This window comes from Streptomyces sp. AV19, assembly GCF_015999245.1.
GTDB lineage: Bacteria > Actinomycetota > Actinomycetes > Streptomycetales > Streptomycetaceae > Streptomyces.
The window spans coordinates 738,808-756,415 of the sequence record NZ_JAEAMR010000010.1 but is presented as its reverse complement, the minus strand read 5'-3'; the positions used below and the strand labels follow the sequence as shown (position 1 = coordinate 756,415).

Sequence of the window (17,608 nt, the reverse complement as noted above, 5' to 3'; positions counted from 1 at the left end):
AGAGTCTAGGGGCCTGAGTTCGCTCCCTAGCTGACGATGTCGCGCAGAAGCTCGCCGGCCTCGGTGACCGTGCGGATCGTGTGCCGGGGACGCGGGCCTGGGCGTGGTAGCAGGCGGTCGTGAGAGACCCACACCGTGGACAATCCAGCGATGCGGGCACCTGCGACATCCTGTTCGAGGCTGTCGCCGACCATCACCACATGCGGGCCGGGCTGGACACCGAGCCTTGCAGTGGCGTGGCGGAAGATCCGTGCATCCGGTTTCCACACGCCTACCACGCCGGCGACAACCACGGCATCGACCAGGTCGTACAGGCCCGCCTTGACGAGCTTCGCAGTCTGCCTGTCAGCCGTACCGTTGGTGACCACCCCCAGACGCCAGCCACTCTCCCGCAGGTCGGCGAGCATCGCGTGTACTTGCCGATCAAGGGTGATCAGTTCTGACATGCGCTGCCGGTACTGCGCATTGAGTTCCGCGACGGTCGGCTGCATACCGAACCTCGACTTGACCCGTTCGAAGAATTCCATTCGCCCTGGGGCGCACCGGGCATCAGCCTCCAGCAGCCAGGCCAGCGGAACGCCGTGCTTCTCGGCGAACTCGGCTGCCCACTTCGCGAACACCTCCTGCCGCTGGATCAAGGTGCCGTCGAAGTCGAACAGCACTACCGGGGCGTTGGCTGAGTTCCTTTTCCACCCCTCATTGGGCATGTGAACCCCTCGTTCTCGCGGGCGCCAGCTCGACGGCATCAGTGCGGTATGCCTTCGATCAGCTCCCGGGCGCCCTGCCGCAGCAGATCAGCGCAGACGCGGGCACCCAAAGTGGCCGGGTCGTTGCTGGCTTCGCCCCAGTGCTGGGCGTGGACGAACTGGGCGCCTTCGCGAGTGAAGACCATGCCCCGGAGGACAAGCTGGCCATCAGGGCCGGTGATGCAGTGTCCAGCGATCGGACTGTTGCAGTGGCCTCGGAGACCGTGGAGCAGGACGCGTTCCGCGGTCAGCTCCGTCATGGTCTTGGTGTGGTTGAGCTGTTCGAGCAGCCCGGCGACCGGCGCGTCGTCGCGGCGGCATTCGATGCCGATGACTCCCGCGCCTACGGCCGGGATCATCTCATCCACGGAGAGGAACTGCTCGGCACGGTGCTCGAGTCCGAGGCGGTACAGGCCGGCCAGGGACAGGACCATGGCGCTCCAACCGTGCTTGCCCTGGTCGAGTTTTTCCACGCGGTTACCGACGAGGCCGCGTACGCGCTCCACCTGTAGGTGGGGCCGGTCCCGGAGGATCTGCGCCTTCCTCCGTACGGCCGAGGTGGCGACCGTCGCGCCGGGAGGGAGGTCGTCGAGTGTGCTGTGTTCTGATCCTTCTGGGAACAGCACGACGTCGCGGACGTCTTCGCGCGGTAGGTAGGCGGCGAAGATCAGTCCCTCGGGGATGGGCTTGTCCCCGGGAACGTCCTTCATGCAGTGCACGGCGATGTCGATGCTGCCGCGCTGAAGCATCTGGTCGATTTCCTTGGTGAAGAGCCCCTTTCCGCCCAGGCGCGCAAGCTCGCCCTGCCACAGGTCGGCCTCGGTCTTGCGGGGGACGATCTCGGTACGGGTGTCCGGAGAGTGCTTGCGGATCAGTTCGGCGACCTGTTCAGCTTGGGCGAGCGCCATGGGTGCCGCGCGGGTGCCGATCCGAATCAGTTCGGGGCTGCTCATGCGGGTTCTCCCATCTCGTGGAGGTAGGCGACCGTGCCGTTAGCGGCGGCCTTGACCAGCAGGTGAATGCGCTGGGAATCAGGGGGTTTCATCATCGTTTCCCATTCGGTCATGGCCCTCAGGCCCCAGTCGTCGTGTTCCTCGGACAGTTCGACGCAGGCATCCATGTACTCGACTTCGAGTCGGCCGCCGTCGAAGAAGTACGCGATGCGGTTACCGGTCCAGCCGTGCACCGGGAGGGAGAAGTCCATGCCGATGAGTCGCAGCGGGTGGTGGCCCGGCGCGATGCCGGCTTCTTCACCCAGTTCGCGGAGCGCGGCCTGCATGGGGTGCTCGCCGTGGTCGAGGTGGCCGCCAGGGAGGTGCCAGGAGCGCGGGCTGGCCCCGGTCTTGTGCAGCAGCAGCACGCGTCCGAGGTGGTCACGTATCAGCGTGGCGGCCCACGCCGTCGCGTGTGGGAGGGATGCTTCGAACTCAGGGCGAGGGACGCGTTCGGTCACGTCTGGTCTCCATCCGCAAACGCCGACAAGGAGTCGGAAAACACTCCGACATTTAGTCGGAAAAAGGCATCGTGCAACGGCAGTAGCATGCGTCCAACAACGCACATGCTTGCGGGAGTTGATCTCATGACAACTGTGATTGTCGGATCGCGGGCCAGCCGTCTAGCCCGAGCGCAGGTCAGGGAATGGCTGGGGCCGATGCGCAAGCGGTTCCCGCACGTCACGTTCAAGCAGCGTGTGGTCCTGGAAGGCGGCGACGAGGACCGTCGGACGTCTTCGCTCGCCGAGGTCGCAGCGAAGACGGAGAGCGGGAACGCCTTCTCCGGCAAGCAGCAGCGCGCCTTGCTCGCGGGAGACGTCGATGTCGTCGTGCATTCCTTTAAGGACCTGCCCACCGAACCGACACCGGGCCTGGTGGTTCTGCCGGTGCCCGGCCCCCGGGAAGACGTACGGGACGTGCTGTGCGGCCACACCCTGGCCACGCTGCCGACTGGAGCCCGCGTCGGCACGGGCGCCCAACGTCGCATCGCCCAGCTGCTCTCCCTGCGCCCCGACGTCGTCACCGTGCCAATCAGGGGGAACGTCCCCCCGCGGCTGGGCAGGCTCAAAGGCCCCGGCGCCGTTGACGCTGTTCTCCTAGCCGCTGCTGGACTCGGTCGGCTCGGCATCGGCGCCGAAGTCTCCGAACACCTAGACGTCGAGACCTTCCCGCCGTCGCCCGGCCAGGGAGCGCTCGCAATCCAGGTCCGGGAAGGAGACGAGAGCCTGCGGGAGCTGCTGGCCGGTATCGGCGACGCAGTCGTAGACGCGACCGTGCGCGCGGAGCGGTCGATGCTCAACGCGCTGCACGGCGGGTGCTCGGTGCCCGTGGGGGCCCACGCCACAGTGGACGCGGACGTTCTGCGCCTGTCCGGCACGGTGACCTCCCTCGATGGTAAAGAGCAGGTCCGCGCTACCGCCAGCGGCCCCTTGGACAACCCTGAGGAACTGGGACAGGCGGTAGCTGGGGAACTGCTTGAACGGGGCGCGGACGGCATCCTGGCCGCGATCCGCAGCTAGAGCTCGCGGGCGATCTCCATCGCGCCGTACGTGATCACGCGCTCGGCCCCCGACCGCTTGAGCATGGTGAGGGCTTCCATCAGAGGCCGAACGTCTCGGGAACTGTCCTCAGCGACCGGGGCGAGTCGGTTGTACTCACCGCTGACCGAAAAGGGCATCAACGGGGCCGGGCACGCCTCGCGCAGCCGGATGAGCGTGTCCACCGTGAAGAGTGCCGGCTCCAACAAGATCATGTCGGCACCTTCGGCGACCATGGCGAGCCCAGTCCGTACGGCCTGGTCGGCTCGCCGCGGAGCGATCTGGAACGCCCTGGCACCCGACGCTGGCACGGCGCGCATGGTGAGCCGGTATCCCTCGTACAGGGACGAGTCGAAGATCAGATGGGGCATGATCGACACGTCAGGGTGTCCTGCCTCGTCCAGCGCCGCTCGTACGGCTCGGGTGCTCCCCGGGATCATCGCAGCCGGCCCCACGATGTCGGCGCCAGCTTCGGCCTGTGTGATCGCCTGGGCGGCTAGCACCGACTTCGTCGCCTCCACATCAACAACGCCGCGGTTCGAGATGTAGCACTCTCCGCTGCTGATGTAGGAGCAGACACAGGTTTCCGTCATGATCGCGACGTCGGGGACCTCGTCCTTGGCAGACCTGATCGAGCGCGCCATCAAGCTGTGGGGAGAAGCCGCTTGAGACGCTTGATCGTCGCGCAGGCGGCTTCCGGCGAAGAGCTTCACCGACCGAATCCCGAGAGACGCCGCCTCTCGGACCACCTTCGGGATCTCCCTGAGGGTAATGGTCGGCATGGGGTGGTTCGCCGGGGCGTCGTCCTCCCGCACGAGGAGCACCAAGGACAAGTCTGCCGGGGTCAAGGCAGGACCGGCAAGGAAGTTCCTGACAGCGGGGCGGTGGACGGGCATAGTCTGCTCCTCTAGTCAGAAGTGCGTCACCGTGCCAGCGCGGAGACCGCCTCCACGCTGTTGGTCCACTGGGGGCCCGCCCGGCGATCACAGCCCTGTTTCCATGACGGCCGGGCGGGCGCCTTTCCTGCCCCTCCCGAGGGGGAGGGCGGAGGGGCAGGGATCTACGGGGAGGCTCGTGCCGCGCGCTGGCGCTGCTCGTGCAGCCTGGCGATCGCCTGGAGCTGCCGCCTCTCCCACGGAGTGGCGCGCCGTACCCGATGCGGGTGGGCGTCCCAGCTGAACCCGGTAGGGCGCGTGATACGGATGAGCCGTCCCTCGAACGAGGTCAGGGTTCCGGGCATCTGGGCCGCGCTGTCGTAGACGGCCATGCCGATCTGAAGGCCAGCCGGCGGCATCCCTCCAGCCCGGTTAAGTCGTCCAGCCGCCCTCACCATCGACACCTCTCGGGCTCGGCCACCCTGCCGTGCTCGACAACATGGTCCGCGAGGATGGAGCCCGGCGGCGCGCTGATGATCACGGGGTGCCCGTGGGTCTGCCAGAAGCTGTTGTGCCCGGTCCTCTGCATGTGGGCGTACATCCACGACTCGGCAGCCCCGCGGTCGTCCAGGATGCTGAACTCCGCGTCGCATTCCGGAGTCCTGCACTCGGCGGAGTACTCGGCAGCGGTGCTCATATCCTGGGTCGTCGTCCAGTCGGCAAACCGGTAGCGGCTACGGCTCACGCCTGCCGCCCGGCCGCAGCGAGCTCCTGGTGGTCGGCCAGCCTCAGGTTCCTGCGCGGGCACTCCCACTCACGGCCGCCGCCAGGCGGACGGAGCCACACCACCGACGCGCACTCCTCCATGACCTCGCCGAGCTTGTCGTTGCGGGTGTCCATCACCAAAGCCCCGGTGCGGTACGTCACTGCCGTCCTCCCTCAACATCACGATCACGAAGGCTGATGTTCAGTCAACGGCGCGCGGGGGCATGGGGATAGATGCCAGGCTGTAGGCCACTGCTATGCCTCTTGTATGCCAGGAGAACCCAAAGGGGAGGCCCATGGCTGTCGGCGACAAGATCCGTGAACTGCGCACAGCGCGGCGCCTCACCCAAGACGGCCTCGCGCGCTTACTGAACATCGCCCGGTGGGGAGACGACGCGGCTGCGAGGAAGGGCACGTGCACCGGCCACTACGTGTACCGGTGGGAGAAGGGCATCAGGCACCCAGAGGACTGGCTGCCCTACCTCGAACAGGTGCTAGAGGCCGATCTCACCGGTTACGGTGAAACTCCCGTACCCGATGCGGTTGTTCTTGACGTGGAAGGGCTGGTACCTCCTGTGGACCGTCGGGCTTTCCTTGGAGCCGGGGCTGTCGCCGGCATCGCACTGTCCGCCCCCTCAGCTTCGGCGCGGGGCCGCCGCATCGGCCATGCCGACGTAGTCCGCGCCGGCCAACGTCTGTCAGCGCTGCGGCGCCTTGATGACTACAGCGGCGGCGTTTCCGTCTACCCGAAGGTGATCGCCGAGATCGACACCCTCGCAGGGATGGCCGCGCACGGCACGTACTCCGACTCCGTGGGGCGCAAGCTGCTCTCTGCTCTTGCCGAGCTGTACCAGTTCGCGTCATGGACCGCGTTCGACGCCGGCCGTATCCCCCATGCCAGGAAGCTGGCGCAGGCCGCGGCCAGCGCTGCGAATCAGGCCAGTAACTTCACTTTGGGAGCGACAGCCTTGTCCGAGCTGTCGTACCTGACAGCATCCACGGGCAATCCCCGTGAAGGCGTGGCCATGGCTGAGGCATCGCTGGCGAACGCACCCAAGGACGTCCTTCCAGCCGTGTCCGTCGTCTTGTCGGACCGGCTGGCATGGGCATGCGCCCGCACCGGGGACTCGGCAGGGGTCGATCGTGCCCTCGGGTTGTCGGAGACGGCTCACGACAAGCGCGACACCTCCCGAGTGGAAGAGCCGGACACGGTCTACTGGATCAACCGGGAAGAGACCCAGATCATGGCCGGACGGTGCTGGGCAGAACTGCGCCAACCGAAGAAGGCGGTACCCATCCTCGAGGGGCTGACGACCCCGTACGACGACACCCACGCACGCGAGGTCGGCCTCTATGCCTGCTGGCTGGCCGGGTCCTACCTGGATGCCGGCGCCCTGGATGAGGCGACCGCCTCCGCTGAGCGAGCTGCTTCCCTCAGCTTCCACACGGCGTCGCCTCGCCTCAACGACTGGGTGAACGGGACGCTCGACAGGTTCCGGCAGCACCAAGACCACGCCGGAGTGCGTGAACTCCTCGGCGCCTACGCCTCATAGGCTGACCGCCCTACGCACCGCGCCCAGTGGCCTCTGAGGGACGTCCCAACCCCTCGTCGTACTCAGTCGTGCCGCCGTCCAGGATCGAGGGCTCCTGACGGTTGGCAGCCCGTGAAAGCCAGTGCAGGGCGTGATAGCCCGTGAGTACGACGAGGGTGCCGAGGGCGATGCCGCTGAGCTCGAAGTTGTCGGTGAACTTCAGTGAGACGCCACCGATACCGACGATGACGCCCGCCGCAACCGGCACGAGGTTGAGCGGCCTCGCGAAATCAACCTTGTTCCGCACCCAGATCTGCGCGCCGAGCAGGCCGATCATGCCGTACAGGATGACCGTGATGCCGCCAAGGACCCCGCCGGGGATCGCGGCAACGACCGCGCCGAACTTCGGGCAGAGGCCGAACAGGATCGCAAAGCCGGCTGCGGCCCAGTACGCGGCGGTCGAGTAGACCCGGGTGGCCGCCATGACGCCGATGTTCTCGGCGTACGTGGTGGTGGCCGGCCCGCCCACTACGGTCGAGAGTACGGTTGCGCTGCCGTCCGCGACGATGGCCGTGCCCATCTTGTCGTCCAGGCGGTCGCCGGTCATCTCGCCGACGGCCTTGACGTGCCCCGCGTTCTCCGCGATGAGCGCGACCAGCACGGGCAGCGCCACCAGGATCGCCGAAGCCGAGAAGTTCGGGGAGTGGAAGGTCGGAACGCCGATCCAATCCGCGTTGGCGACGCCGGAGAAATCGATGCGCCAGTGGTCCGTGATCTTGCCGGACCCGTCAGCGGAATGGATCTTGCCTGTGGTCCGGTCGAGAACCCAGGACAGCGTGTACCCGAAGACCAGGCCGACGAAGATCGCGATGCGCGACCAGAATCCCCGCAGGCACACGAGCGCCAGCCCGGTGAACAGCATCGTGGCGAGCGCAGCCCACTGATCCTGCGGCCAGTACGTACGTGCCGTCACGGGGGCAAGGTTGAAGCCGATCAGCATGACGACCGCGCCCGTCACCACCGGGGGCAGCACCGCATGAATCACCCGGGCCCCGAGGACCTGGATCACGACGCCACAGGCCACGAGGACGGCCCCCACCACGAGCATGGCGCCGGTCAAGGTGCCGGCATCGCCCCCTTGGCTGGCGATAGCCGCGGCCACGCCCACGAAGGAGAGGGAAGACCCCAGGTAGCTGGGGATGCGCCCACGGGTCATCAGCAGGAACAGAATGGTCGCAACGCCCGACGCCATCAAAGCGAGATTCGGGTCCAGGCCCATAAGAATCGGAGCGACGAAGCACGCCCCGATCATTGAGACCACGTGCTGTGCGCCAAGCCCGATGGTCCGCCCCCACGACAAGCGTTCGCCCGGTTTGACCACGTCCCCAGGCTTCAGGCTTTTGCCATCACCATGCAGTTTCCACCCGAAGCCCGCCATGATCCTTCTCCTTCGCCACGCCCCGCACGTCGCGGAGGCCAAGGGGATTCATAGTCGATCGCTTCAGCAAGGAACAAACCGAACAGCCGTGTCGCCCCGTGCGGCCCCTCGGCGCCGTCTCTTGAATGAATTAATCGAGCGGCCACCCAGCAGCGATTCGCACACCGGTTCCCGCATGCGAACAAGATCACTACTATCGCGATCATGGAACTTGGTGAGTGCAAGACCGTCGGCAACCGCGCGCCCGTACGCCCCATCCCCGAGCCGGACACCGCCGCGAAGTTCCTCGCGAACACGCTCGCCAACATCGCCTCTTGGCGCGCGGCAGAAGGAGCGCGGGAACCGTCTGCGGGCGCCTCGGAAGAGGTCGCTGCTCGCTTCACTCCGAAGGAGTTCGAGCTGGTTGCCAGGCTCCTGGCAGACGACGCCAGCCCTACCGCGATGCGCCTGCTCGACGCCCTCGCCAACGACGCGGAAGAGCGCCTGGGCGATGTCTCCACTGGGGAGTGGCTGCCCCTCAAGTCCAGTGATGTACTCTCGGAGCCACATTCGTCAGTCCGGTCCTCATGGGCCTGGACCCCAACCTCGCCATCATGATGTCGGGCGTCGCGACGATCCTCTTCCTGCTGGCCACCCGCGGCCGGATCCCCAGCTATCTGGGGTGCAGCCTCTCCTTCGTCGGGGTGGCGGCGGTCATCCGCGCCCAGGGCGGTGACAGCGCGGCCGTCACGGGGGCGATCTTCGTCGTCGGCGGTGCGCTGTTCCTCAGCGGCCTGGCGGTGCGCCGGTTCGGCGCGCGCATCATCCACGCGGCGATGCCGCCCGTGGTGACGGGCGCGGTGGTCATGCTCATCGGCTTCAACCTGGCCCCGGTGACGGCCTCCACGTACTGGCCCCAGGACCAGTGGACGGCGCTGCTGACCATGCTCTTCACCGGGCTCGCGGTGGTCTGCCTGCGCGGCTTCTGGTCCCGCGTGGCGATCTTCCTCGGACTGGTCTTCGGCTACGCGCTCTCCTGGGTCCTCGACCGGGTCTTCGGGAAGATCCACTCGGTGAACGGCGGCACCGAGGCCGTCGACCACTGGCGACTGGACTTCTCCGGCGTCGGCAAAGCCGACTGGATCGGCCTGCCCTCGCTGCACACCCCGTCGTTCGGCTGGTCGGCGGCGCTCGTGGCACTGCCCGTGGTCATCGCGCTGATCGCCGAGAACGCGGGGCACGTCAAGGCGGTCGGCGAGATGACCGGCGACAACCTGGACGACCGATTGGGCACGGCGATCTCCGCCGACGGCGCGGCGACGATGCTCTCCACGGCGGTCGGCGGACCCGCCAACACCACCTACTCCGAGAACATCGGCGTCATGGCGGCCACGCGCGTCTACTCCACCGCCGCGTACTGGGCGGCGGCCGTCTTCGCCCTGCTGTTCGGCGTCTGTCCCAAGTTCGGCGCGGTGGTCGCGGCCATTCCGGGCGGCGTCCTGGGCGGCATCACCGTCATCCTCTACGGCATGATCGGCCTGCTCGGCGCGCAGATCTGGGTGCACAACAAGGTCGACCTGCGCAATCCGCTGAACCTGGTGCCGGTCGCGGCGGGCATCATCATCGGCATCGGCGGCGTCAGCCTCAAGATCAGCAAGAACTTCGAGCTGAACGGCATCGCCCTCGGCACGATCGTGGTCCTCACCGGCTACCACGCCCTGCGCTTCCTGGCGCCCGCCCACCTGAAGAAGCAGGAGCCGCTGCTGGACGAAGGGACCAGCGGCTACGACAGCCTCGCGGAGCGGGAGGACGCCGAGCGGGACGGCGAGCGGCGGACGCCCCGAGCCTGAGCGGCGCCGTCCCGCAAGCATCGTCTCCCGTAAGCAGCGTCGTCACATAAGCATCGTCGTCACGTAAGCAGCGTCGTCACGCTCCGTCACCCGTTCCGGTGAACCCGACGGAGATTCTCCCTACTCTCCGTATTCGCGTGTCACTCTGCGTACATGACGACGACTGGGATGCGGCCGGCGGCTCCCGCCGGCATCGACGGAGTGCTCGCCCGCATGCGCGGCCTGGCGGCCGGACTGCCGCCGCGGGACGGGGTGGCGGTCTTCAACCGCGTATATCTGACGGTCACCGAGGAGGTAGGGCGCCGGGTGACCGCCGGCGCCTTCCGGGACCGCACGGCCACCACCACGCTGGACGTCCTGTTCGCCGGCCGCTATCTGACCGCGGTGGACGAGGCGGCGGCGGGGCGAAGACCGCCCGCTTGCTGGCGGCCGTTGTTCCAGCTCCGCGGCCATCCGGCCGTCCGGCCCGTGCAGTTCGCCCTCGCGGGCATCAACGCCCACATCGGGCACGACCTTCCGCTCGCCCTGGCCGACACCTGCCGGGACACGGGCGCCGAACCGCGGGAGCTGGAAGGGGACTTCCACCGGATCGGCGAGCTGCTCGTCTCCCTGGAGGAGCGGATCCGCGAGACCCTGATGCCGGGGCCGGACGCGCTGGACGTCGCCGATCCGCTCACCCACCTGCTGGGGTCGTGGACCCTGGAGGCGGCCCGCGCCGCCGCCTGGGCCGCCTTCCGCGCCCTGTGGGCACTGCGCGAACGACCGGAGGTGGCGGCCGAGTTCGAGGACCGGGTGGACGCGAGCGTGGGGCTGGTGGGGCGATGTCTGCTCACTCCACTGGGATGACGCAGGAGGCGCGGCGGGGAGCGGAGCACCGCCCCGTCCCGCCGCGCCCGCGCCCGGCCGTGCGGCGGTCAGTCCTCCGGCAGCTCGACGGGGGCGATCTCGTCGTAGACGTCGCCCGGGCCCGGGTTGACCGGGTCCGTCGCCCCGCCGAAGTGGCGCATCACACCCCACACCGCGTTGAGCGCGGTCTGCACGGCGCCCTCGGCCCAGCCCGCCGTCCAGGAGATGTCGTCGCCCGCGAGGAAGATGCCGCGCTTGTCCTCGGGCAGACGGTCCTGCATGAAGTGGGTGAACAGCCGCCGCTGGTAACGGTAGTGACCGGGCAGGTTCGCCTTGAACGCGCCCATGAAGTAGGGCTCGTTCTCCCAGGAGATCGTCACCGGGTTGCCGATGATGTGCTTGCGGATGTCGACGCCCGGGTAGATCTCGCCGAGCGACTTGAGCATGACCTCCAACCGCTCGTTGGCCGACAGCGGAAGCCACTTGAGGCTGTCGTCGCACCAGGTGTACGAGAGGCAGATCACGGCGGGCTTGTCCGGCCCGTCGTCCAGGAGGTAAGTGCCGCGCGTCATCCGGTCGGTGAGCGTCATCGACATCACGTCGCGGCCGTTCTCGTCCTTGTCCAGCCAGAAGGGCCGGTCCACCGGGACGAAGAGCTTGGACGACTCCATGTAGTGGGTGCGCTCGACCGCCGTCCAGTGGTCGATGGGGAAGAGCTCGTCGTCGCACTCGATCTTCGACAGCAGCATCCACGACTGCGCGGTGAAGACGGCGGCCGCGTAGGTGCGGATGTCGCCGCTCGCGTCGGTGACCGTGATCCGGTTGCCCGCCGTGCGGTGCAGCCGGGTGACGGCCGGCCGCGGCGCGCCGTCGTGCAGGGAGGAAAGCGAGGTCCCCGGCGCCCAGTGGACGAGCTTCTGCGGCTCGCGCTCCCACAGGCGCAGCGGCAGCTGCTGGCTGCCGCCGACGATCCCGCGGTGGTGGTCGTCGGCCTCGGTGTAGACGACGCGGAGGATCTCCAGGATGGAGTTGGGGAAGTCGGTGTCCCAGCCGCCGGTGCCGAAGCCGACCTGGCCGAAGATCTCCCGCTGCCGGAAGGACTTGAAGGACTCCGACTCGCAGAGGAAGCCGTAGAAGGTCTGGTTGTCGAGCTTCTCGACCAGCTTCGCCCAGATCTCGCGGATGCGCGGCACGTCGCGCTCGCGCATGGCGCGGTTCATGTCGGAGAAGTCGGCACCCTCCTCCAGGCAGGCGTTCCACGCGTCGGCCACGTCGCGGTAGACCTGCGGCAGATCCTCGATCGTCTCCGCGTAGTGGGACTCGCCCTTGAGGTCCACGACGGTGGACGGGGTGCCGGGCGCCAGCGGGTTGGGGAACGGCCGGGTCTCCAGCCCCACCAGGTCGATGTAGTGCTGGAAGGCGGTGGAGGACGGCGGGAAGCGCATCGCGCCCATCTCGGCGGTGAGATCGCCATCGCAGCCCTCGAAGCCCACGGTGCGCAGGCGCCCGCCGATCTGGTCGGCCTCGTAGACGACGGGCTTGAGGCCCATCTTCATCAGCTCGTAGGCGGCCACGATGCCCGAGAGCCCGCCGCCGATGATCGCGACCTCGGCGCCGTGCTCGGTGGCCGGTATCTGGCCCAGGCCCGCGGGGTGCGCGAGGAAGTCGTCGTAGGCGAACGGGAAGTCCGGGCCGAACATGGTGATCGGCGGCTCGTTCTGGGGGACCTGCTCGTCGTGGACGGCGGTGGGCACCGTGGACGTCATCGGCGGGACTCTCCTGGTCGCGGGGGGCTGACAGTGAAGAAGAAAGGTGGTGCGGGCTCAGACGAGCCGGGTGTAGAGCTCGGGGCGCCGGTCGGCGAGATAGGTGTTCTCGGCGCGCGAGCGCCGGAGCAGGGCGGGGTCGGCCTCGGTGACCAGCAGGTCCTCGCCCGCGCCGGCCCGGGCCCGTACGGTCCCGTCCGGGGCTGCGAGGCACGACAGCCCGGCGAAGGCGAACTCCCCTTCGCTGCCGCACCGGTTGACGTAGGCGATGTAGAGCTGGCTCTCCCAGGCCCGGGCCGGGACGATCGTCTGCGGGACGATCTCGTAGGGCCGCATCAGGGCGGTCGGCGCGAGCAGCAGCTCGGTACCCGCGAGGGCGTGCGCCCGCACGGTCTCCGGGAACTCGACGTCGTAGCAGACCAGCAGTCCGAGCCGGACGCCGTCGAGCTCGGTCTGTACGACGGCCTCGTCGCCGGGCGTGAAGTACGTCGTCTCGAAGTCGCCGAAGAGGTGCGTCTTGCGGTAGTGGGCGAGCGGGGTGCCCTGCGGGCCCATCAGCTGGAGGGAGTTGAAGATCCGGGCGCCGTCGCGCTCGGGGTAGCCGTAGCCGACGGCCAGTCCGTACGCGGCCGCGATCCGGGCCACGGCCTCGGCACCGGGGCCGTCGGCGGGCTCGGCCCGGTCCACGACGGAGGCGCCCAGCGCGTAGCCGGTCAGGTACAGCTCATTGGTGAGCAGCAGCCGGGCACCGGCCTCCGCGGCCCGCCGGGCCGCCGTCTCCAGCGCGTCGAGGGACTCCGCCGTGGAGGAGGGAACGCCGCCGGGGCCTTGGTACAGCGCGATACGCAGCGGGTTCATGCGTCCTCTTGAGGTCGGAGTGGGGGATGTTCAAGGAGCTTTCAGACAAGGTTTCGTTAAACGCCTTGACGGTACGGCCCGGTAACTCCATGCGACAAGGGACGAATGTTGCGCGGTTCCGGATGATTCGTTGCGCCTTTTCCCGGGAGAGCGGCGATTCGTTGCGCACCGCTCCCGGCGTCGCTCAGCGGGCGGAGGCGGCCTTCGCGTTGGCCGCCACCCGCAGCAGGGCCGCGGTCAGCACGGCCCGCTCCTCCGCGGAGAGCCCCTCGGTCAGCGGTTCCTCCAGCCCGGCCAGGGCCTGCCGCATCTCGCCCAGCATCCGGTGCCCCTCGTCGGTGACGTGGAGGGCGGCGGTGCGCCCCCGCCCGGCGGGGGTGGCCCGGGCCACCGCGCCGACCCGCTCCAGTTGCACGACGGTGGCCTGCATGCTCTGCGCCGTCACCCCGGCCCGGCGGGCCAACTCGCTGTAGGACAGGCCGGGTTCATGGACCAGGTGACCGAGCGCGCCCATCAGGCGCAGTGAGCGGTCGCCCCGCTCGGCGAGGGCGCGGTTGGCCGCGTCCTGGGTGAACCGGCCCGCGCCGATGAGCAGCAGGGACAGCGGAAGGGACGCCGCCGGCTCGTCCTCGCTCATGCCCATGCCTCCTCACCCTTCGATCTGCGCACCCCGGAGGGATGCTAGCGTGCCGTCACCATGTTTAAGTCCGACTGAAACTCCGAAGAGCGGATTCCGTCATGACCAAACTCCTGCTCAGCCTGCACGTCCTGGGAGCGATCATCCTCATAGGGCCGTCGACGGTGGCCGCCAGCCTGTTCCCCCGCTATGCGCGGCAGGTACTGGCCCCGGACGGCGACCGCACGCCGAAGGGCACCTCCGCCCTGCGGCTGCTCCACCGGGTCACCCGGGTCTACGCGGGCGTCTCCGCCGCCGTCCCCCTCCTCGGGCTCGCGACCGCCATGGCGATGGGAGCCCTCGGGGACACCTGGCTGACCGTCTCGATCGTGATCACCGTCGTGGCGGCGATCCTGCTGGCGTTCGCGGTCTTCTCCCAGGACGCCATCATCGACGCCCTCGACGACAAGGACCGCGACCCCGCCGAGGTCACCGCGCTCGCCTCGGGCCTGCCCCGGCTGGGCATCATCACCGGGCTGTTCTCCCTGGCCTGGGCGGTGGTGACGGTACTCATGATCATCCGCCCCGGCTCGACGACGGGGGCATGAGCCGGGCAGGATCGACACCTCGTGATCGGACACCCGACCAGGAGGCAGCATCATGAACGACTGGCAACTGACCAGGACTTTCGCCGGCCCGAACGGCGAGATCCGCTGGGACCGGCTCGGCAGGGCCGACCGGCCCCCGGTCGTGCTGCTACACGGCACGCCGTTCTCGTCCTTCGTCTGGCGCGCGGTGGCCCGGTCGCTCGCCCGCGACCACCAGGTGTACGTCTGGGACATGCCCGGCTACGGACAGTCGGAGAAGGCCGAGGGCCAGGACGTGTCCCTGGACGCCCAGGGACGTGCCTTCACCGAGCTCCTCGCCCACTGGGAGCTGGCCGGACCACTCGTCGTCGCCCACGACTTCGGTGGCGCGGTCGCCCTGCGGGCCCACCTGCTGCACGGGGCGCGCTACCGGGCGCTCGCCCTCGTCGACCCGGTCGCGCTGGCGCCGTGGGGCTCGCCGTTCTTCCGCCTCGTGGGCGAACACGCCGCGGTCTTCGAGCAGTTGCCGCCCGCCCTGCACGAGGCGCTGGTCCGGGAGTACGTCTCCTCGGCCAGCAGCCCCGGGCTGCACCCCGCCGTCCTCGACCGGCTCGTCGAGCCCTGGCTCGGCGACGCCGGGCAGCCGGCGTTCTACCGGCAGATCGCGCAGGCGGACCAGCGCTGGACGGACGAGATCCAGGAGCGGTACGGGGAGATACGCGTGCCGGTGCGCGTCTGCTGGGGCGCGGACGACGCGTGGATCCCGCTGGAGCGGGGGCACGAGCTGGCCGCGCGGATCCCCGGGGCGGTTCTCGAGACCGTCCCCGGAGCGGGCCACCTGGTGCAGGAGGACGCACCGGCCGAACTCACGGGCGTCCTCCTGGACTTCCTGCGCAAGGCCTGAGGGGCGGACGCCCTACGACGGCGCTCCCGAGGTGAAGCGGCGCAGCAGCGGCGACAGCACCAGCACCGACTTCGTCCGCTCGACGAACGGCTCCCCCGCGATCCGTTCCAGCACCCGCTCGAAGTGCCGCATGTCGGAGGCGAAGATCTGCACGATGGCGTCGGCCTCCCCGGTCACGGTGGAGGCCGACGCCACTTCCGGATACCGCGAGAGTCCCCGGTGGATCGCCTCCGGCGAGGTGTTGCGGCGGCAGTAGAGCTCGATGAAACCTTCGGTCTCCCAGCCGAGCGCCCCCGGGTCCACCCGTACGGTGAACCCGGTGATGGCCCCCTCGGCCCGGAGCCTGTCCACGCGCCGCTTCACCGCGGGCGCGGACAGGCCGACCTCGGCGCCGATGTCGGCGTAGGAACGCCGGGCGTCCTCGGCCAGGGCGTGGACGATACGTTCGTCGAGCTCGTTGAGTCGCACTGCGGGTGGATCACTTTTCTCGGGTACCTGCTCTGCTACGAGCAGTAGATCACGTACCCGGGAGTCACCCCGACCCGCGGGTACGGATCAGGCCTCCGCGGGGGCCTCGACGGCTTCCTTGCCCTCCTTGGCCAGGCGCGAGTTCCGCATCCCATAGAGGAAGTAGACCAGGAACCCGACGACCATCCAGCCGCCGAAGACCTCCCAGGTGATGAACGAGAGCTGGGTCATCATGAACACACACAGGGCGAAACCGATGGCCGGGAAGACCGCGGACAGAGCCACCGACCGGCCGCCCCCGAGCGGGACGCGCACCCCGGAGAGCGGCACCCGGAAGGTCCGCTTCATGTCCGGCCGCTTGATCCCCAGCACGATGACCGCGACGTTGACCAGGGCGAACGCGAAGAGCGTGCCGATGCTGGTGGCGTCGGCCAGCTCGGCCAGCGGGACGGCGGCGGCCAGGACGCCGCAGAAGAGGCAGACGATGACGGTGTTGGCGACGGGCACGCCCTTGCGGCTGACCTTGGCGAAGGTCTTCGGCACCAGGCCGTCGCGGGCCATCGCGAAGAGGACGCGGGTCTGTCCGTAGAGCACGGTCAGCACGACGCTCGCGATGGCGATCACGGCGCCGGCCGCCAGCAGCACGGCCCAGAAGCTCTGGCCGGTGACGTCCTCCATGATCCCGGCGAGGGCGGCCTCGGATCCCTCGAACTCGCCCCACGGCAGGGCACCGACGGCGACCGCGGCCACCAGCACGTAGAGCACGGTGACGATCAGCAGCGACAGCATGATCGCCTTCGGAAGGTCCCGCTTGGGGTTCTTGGCCTCCTCGCCCGCGGTGGAGGCGGCGTCGAAGCCGATGTAGGAGAAGAACAGCGTGGCACCGGCGGTGCTGACGCCGGCCAGGCCCAGCGGCATGAAGGGCGAGTAGTTGCCCGCCCGGATGCCGATGAAGGCGACGGCGCAGAAGAGCAGCAGCGCGGCGATCTTCACACCGACCATGATCGCGTTGGCCCGGGCACTCTCCTTGGCGCCGCCGAGCAGGAACGCCATGCACAGCAGCACCACGAGCAGCGCCGGCACGTTGAAGATGCCACCGTCGCCCGGCGGGTTGGCCAGGGACGCGGGGATGGTGACGCCGATGGTCCCGTCGAGCAGCTCGTTGAGGTACTGGCCCCAGCCGACGGCGACGGCCGCGACCGAGACGCCGTACTCGAGGATCAGGCACCAGCCGCAGATCCAGGCGATGGCCTCGCCGAGCGTGGCGTAGGCGTAGGAGTACGAGGAGCCGGAGACCGGGATCGTGCCGGCCAGCTCGGCGTAGGACAGCGCGGAGAAGAGCGCGGTGAGACCGGCGAGGACGAACGAGATCACCACGGCGGGCCCGGCCTTCGGCACGGCCGTACCGAGCACCACGAAGATGCCGGTGCCCAGCGTGGCACCGATGCTGATCATCGTCAGCTGCCACATGCCGAGCGAACGGCGCAGGGTGCCGCCCTCACCCTGGCCGCTCTCGGCGACCAGGCGTTCGACCGGCTTGCGCCGCATGAGGCGGGAGCCCAGTCCGGCAGGCGGCTGCGGGTTTCGCTTGCCGTTGCCGGCGGCGGGGGGCGCTGTGCCTTGATCCAACACTGAGGTCGCTCCGTTCATCGCTGCCGGTGGACACACCGGTACCGCAGCGGTCACCCGCGGGCGCGTCGGCAGGATGAGCAACCCGGGAAGGAGGGGGACCGCGAGCAAGCGGTACCCGCCACTCCACGTACTGCGCGGAACCCTACGAGGTGAGGGCCCGCGCTCGTAATGCACCATTCTTGCGCATGCCCGTACGATCGTTGCGTCTGCATGCCA

At 68.9% G+C, this 17,608-nt stretch carries 19 protein-coding genes and 1 pseudogene; 7 read left to right on the top strand and 13 right to left on the bottom strand.

Translation table 11 applies throughout. The features are described 5' to 3' along the window. Nucleotides 1–26: 26 nt before the first annotated feature. The 3 genes from I5Q34_RS21960 to I5Q34_RS21950 form a co-directional block, all read right to left on the bottom strand. Complete coding sequence (locus I5Q34_RS21960; RefSeq protein ID WP_199894011.1) at nt 27–662, bottom strand: HAD family hydrolase; 636 nt, start codon at nt 660–662, stop codon at nt 27–29. Between the two features lie 83 nt (nt 663–745). Continuing rightward, nucleotides 746–1,699: a hydroxymethylbilane synthase gene (gene hemC / locus I5Q34_RS21955; protein WP_199894010.1), complete on the bottom strand. Its 954-nt coding sequence runs from the start codon at nt 1,697–1,699 to the stop codon at nt 746–748. Further along, on the bottom strand, nt 1,696–2,199 hold the full coding sequence (locus tag I5Q34_RS21950; RefSeq protein ID WP_199894009.1) for an NUDIX hydrolase: 504 nt from the start codon (nt 2,197–2,199) through the stop codon (nt 1,696–1,698). The genes hemC (I5Q34_RS21955) and I5Q34_RS21950 overlap by 4 nt, the downstream gene beginning before the upstream one ends. Nucleotides 2,200–2,286: 87 nt before the next feature. Here I5Q34_RS21950 and hemC (I5Q34_RS21945) point away from each other — a divergent pair, with 87 nt between their 5' ends. Further along, the gene (gene hemC / locus I5Q34_RS21945) at nt 2,287–3,258 is read left to right on the top strand and encodes a hydroxymethylbilane synthase (protein ID WP_307811709.1); all 972 of its coding nucleotides are present in this window, start codon (nt 2,287–2,289) and stop codon (nt 3,256–3,258) included. Here hemC (I5Q34_RS21945) and I5Q34_RS21940 read toward each other — a convergent pair. From I5Q34_RS21940 to I5Q34_RS21925, 4 genes are all read right to left on the bottom strand, one after another. Beyond that, nucleotides 3,255–4,172, bottom strand: a complete 918-nt coding sequence (locus tag I5Q34_RS21940; protein WP_199894007.1) for a hypothetical protein — start codon at nt 4,170–4,172, stop codon at nt 3,255–3,257. The two genes, hemC (I5Q34_RS21945) and I5Q34_RS21940, sit on opposite strands and share 4 nt — an antisense overlap. A 164-nt stretch (nt 4,173–4,336) precedes the next feature. Continuing rightward, the gene (locus I5Q34_RS21935) at nt 4,337–4,570 is read right to left on the bottom strand and encodes a hypothetical protein (protein ID WP_199894006.1); all 234 of its coding nucleotides are present in this window, start codon (nt 4,568–4,570) and stop codon (nt 4,337–4,339) included. A gap of 32 nt (nt 4,571–4,602) precedes the next feature. Further along, nucleotides 4,603–4,848, bottom strand: coding sequence for a hypothetical protein (locus I5Q34_RS21930; protein WP_199894005.1), 246 nt, complete (start codon nt 4,846–4,848; stop codon nt 4,603–4,605). 44 nt (nt 4,849–4,892) lie between these two features. Beyond that, nucleotides 4,893–5,078: a hypothetical protein gene (locus tag I5Q34_RS21925; protein ID WP_199894004.1), complete on the bottom strand. Its 186-nt coding sequence runs from the start codon at nt 5,076–5,078 to the stop codon at nt 4,893–4,895. A gap of 134 nt (nt 5,079–5,212) precedes the next feature. Here I5Q34_RS21925 and I5Q34_RS21920 point away from each other — a divergent pair, with 134 nt between their 5' ends. Next, entirely contained in the window at nt 5,213–6,469 is a 1,257-nt protein-coding gene (locus I5Q34_RS21920; RefSeq protein ID WP_199894003.1) for a helix-turn-helix transcriptional regulator, read from the top strand. A gap of 10 nt (nt 6,470–6,479) precedes the next feature. Here the strand turns inward: I5Q34_RS21920 and I5Q34_RS21915 are convergent, their stop codons facing one another. Beyond that, nucleotides 6,480–7,886, bottom strand: coding sequence for a uracil-xanthine permease family protein (locus tag I5Q34_RS21915; RefSeq protein ID WP_199894002.1), 1,407 nt, complete (start codon nt 7,884–7,886; stop codon nt 6,480–6,482). A 204-nt stretch (nt 7,887–8,090) separates the two neighbouring features. Here I5Q34_RS21915 and I5Q34_RS21910 point away from each other — a divergent pair, with 204 nt between their 5' ends. The 3 genes and pseudogenes from I5Q34_RS21910 (at nt 8,091) to I5Q34_RS21900 (ending at nt 10,561) form a co-directional block, all read left to right on the top strand. After that, nucleotides 8,091–8,483 (top strand): hypothetical protein, encoded by a 393-nt coding sequence (locus I5Q34_RS21910; RefSeq protein WP_199894001.1) that lies wholly within the window; start codon nt 8,091–8,093, stop codon nt 8,481–8,483. Beyond that, a pseudogene (locus I5Q34_RS21905) lies at nt 8,426–9,715 on the top strand (uracil-xanthine permease family protein); the annotation flags it as partial. The gene I5Q34_RS21910 and the pseudogene I5Q34_RS21905, both read left to right, overlap by 58 nt. A gap of 153 nt (nt 9,716–9,868) precedes the next feature. After that, nucleotides 9,869–10,561 (top strand): DUF5995 family protein, encoded by a 693-nt coding sequence (locus I5Q34_RS21900; RefSeq protein WP_199894000.1) that lies wholly within the window; start codon nt 9,869–9,871, stop codon nt 10,559–10,561. Between the two features lie 68 nt (nt 10,562–10,629). Here I5Q34_RS21900 and I5Q34_RS21895 read toward each other — a convergent pair whose 3' ends face one another. The 3 genes from I5Q34_RS21895 to I5Q34_RS21885 form a co-directional block, all read right to left on the bottom strand. Further along, entirely contained in the window at nt 10,630–12,327 is a 1,698-nt protein-coding gene (locus I5Q34_RS21895) for an NAD(P)/FAD-dependent oxidoreductase (RefSeq protein ID WP_199893999.1), read from the bottom strand. Nucleotides 12,328–12,384: 57 nt separating this feature from the next. Further along, nucleotides 12,385–13,185 carry a carbon-nitrogen hydrolase family protein gene (locus tag I5Q34_RS21890; protein ID WP_199893998.1) on the bottom strand — a complete coding sequence of 267 codons (801 nt, stop codon included), beginning with the start codon at nt 13,183–13,185 and terminating at the stop codon, nt 12,385–12,387. A gap of 184 nt (nt 13,186–13,369) precedes the next feature. Then, nucleotides 13,370–13,822, bottom strand: coding sequence for a MarR family winged helix-turn-helix transcriptional regulator (locus I5Q34_RS21885; protein ID WP_199893997.1), 453 nt, complete (start codon nt 13,820–13,822; stop codon nt 13,370–13,372). Between the two features lie 101 nt (nt 13,823–13,923). Between I5Q34_RS21885 and I5Q34_RS21880 the strand changes: the two genes are divergently transcribed. Together I5Q34_RS21880 and I5Q34_RS21875 are read left to right on the top strand one after the other, a co-directional pair. Then, a complete protein-coding gene (locus tag I5Q34_RS21880) occupies nt 13,924–14,409 on the top strand; it encodes a DUF2269 family protein (RefSeq protein ID WP_199893996.1) in 486 nt (161 codons plus the stop codon). A gap of 52 nt (nt 14,410–14,461) precedes the next feature. Continuing rightward, complete coding sequence (locus I5Q34_RS21875) at nt 14,462–15,292, top strand: alpha/beta fold hydrolase (RefSeq protein WP_199893995.1); 831 nt, start codon at nt 14,462–14,464, stop codon at nt 15,290–15,292. A gap of 12 nt (nt 15,293–15,304) precedes the next feature. On the opposite strand, the gene I5Q34_RS21870 is transcribed toward I5Q34_RS21875, so the two are convergent. Both I5Q34_RS21870 and I5Q34_RS21865 read right to left on the bottom strand, forming a co-directional pair. Continuing rightward, complete coding sequence (locus tag I5Q34_RS21870) at nt 15,305–15,760, bottom strand: Lrp/AsnC family transcriptional regulator (protein ID WP_199893994.1); 456 nt, start codon at nt 15,758–15,760, stop codon at nt 15,305–15,307. Nucleotides 15,761–15,847: 87 nt separating this feature from the next. Continuing rightward, the gene (locus I5Q34_RS21865; RefSeq protein WP_199893993.1) at nt 15,848–17,392 is read right to left on the bottom strand and encodes an amino acid permease; all 1,545 of its coding nucleotides are present in this window, start codon (nt 17,390–17,392) and stop codon (nt 15,848–15,850) included. Between the last annotated feature and the right edge of the window lie 216 nt (nt 17,393–17,608).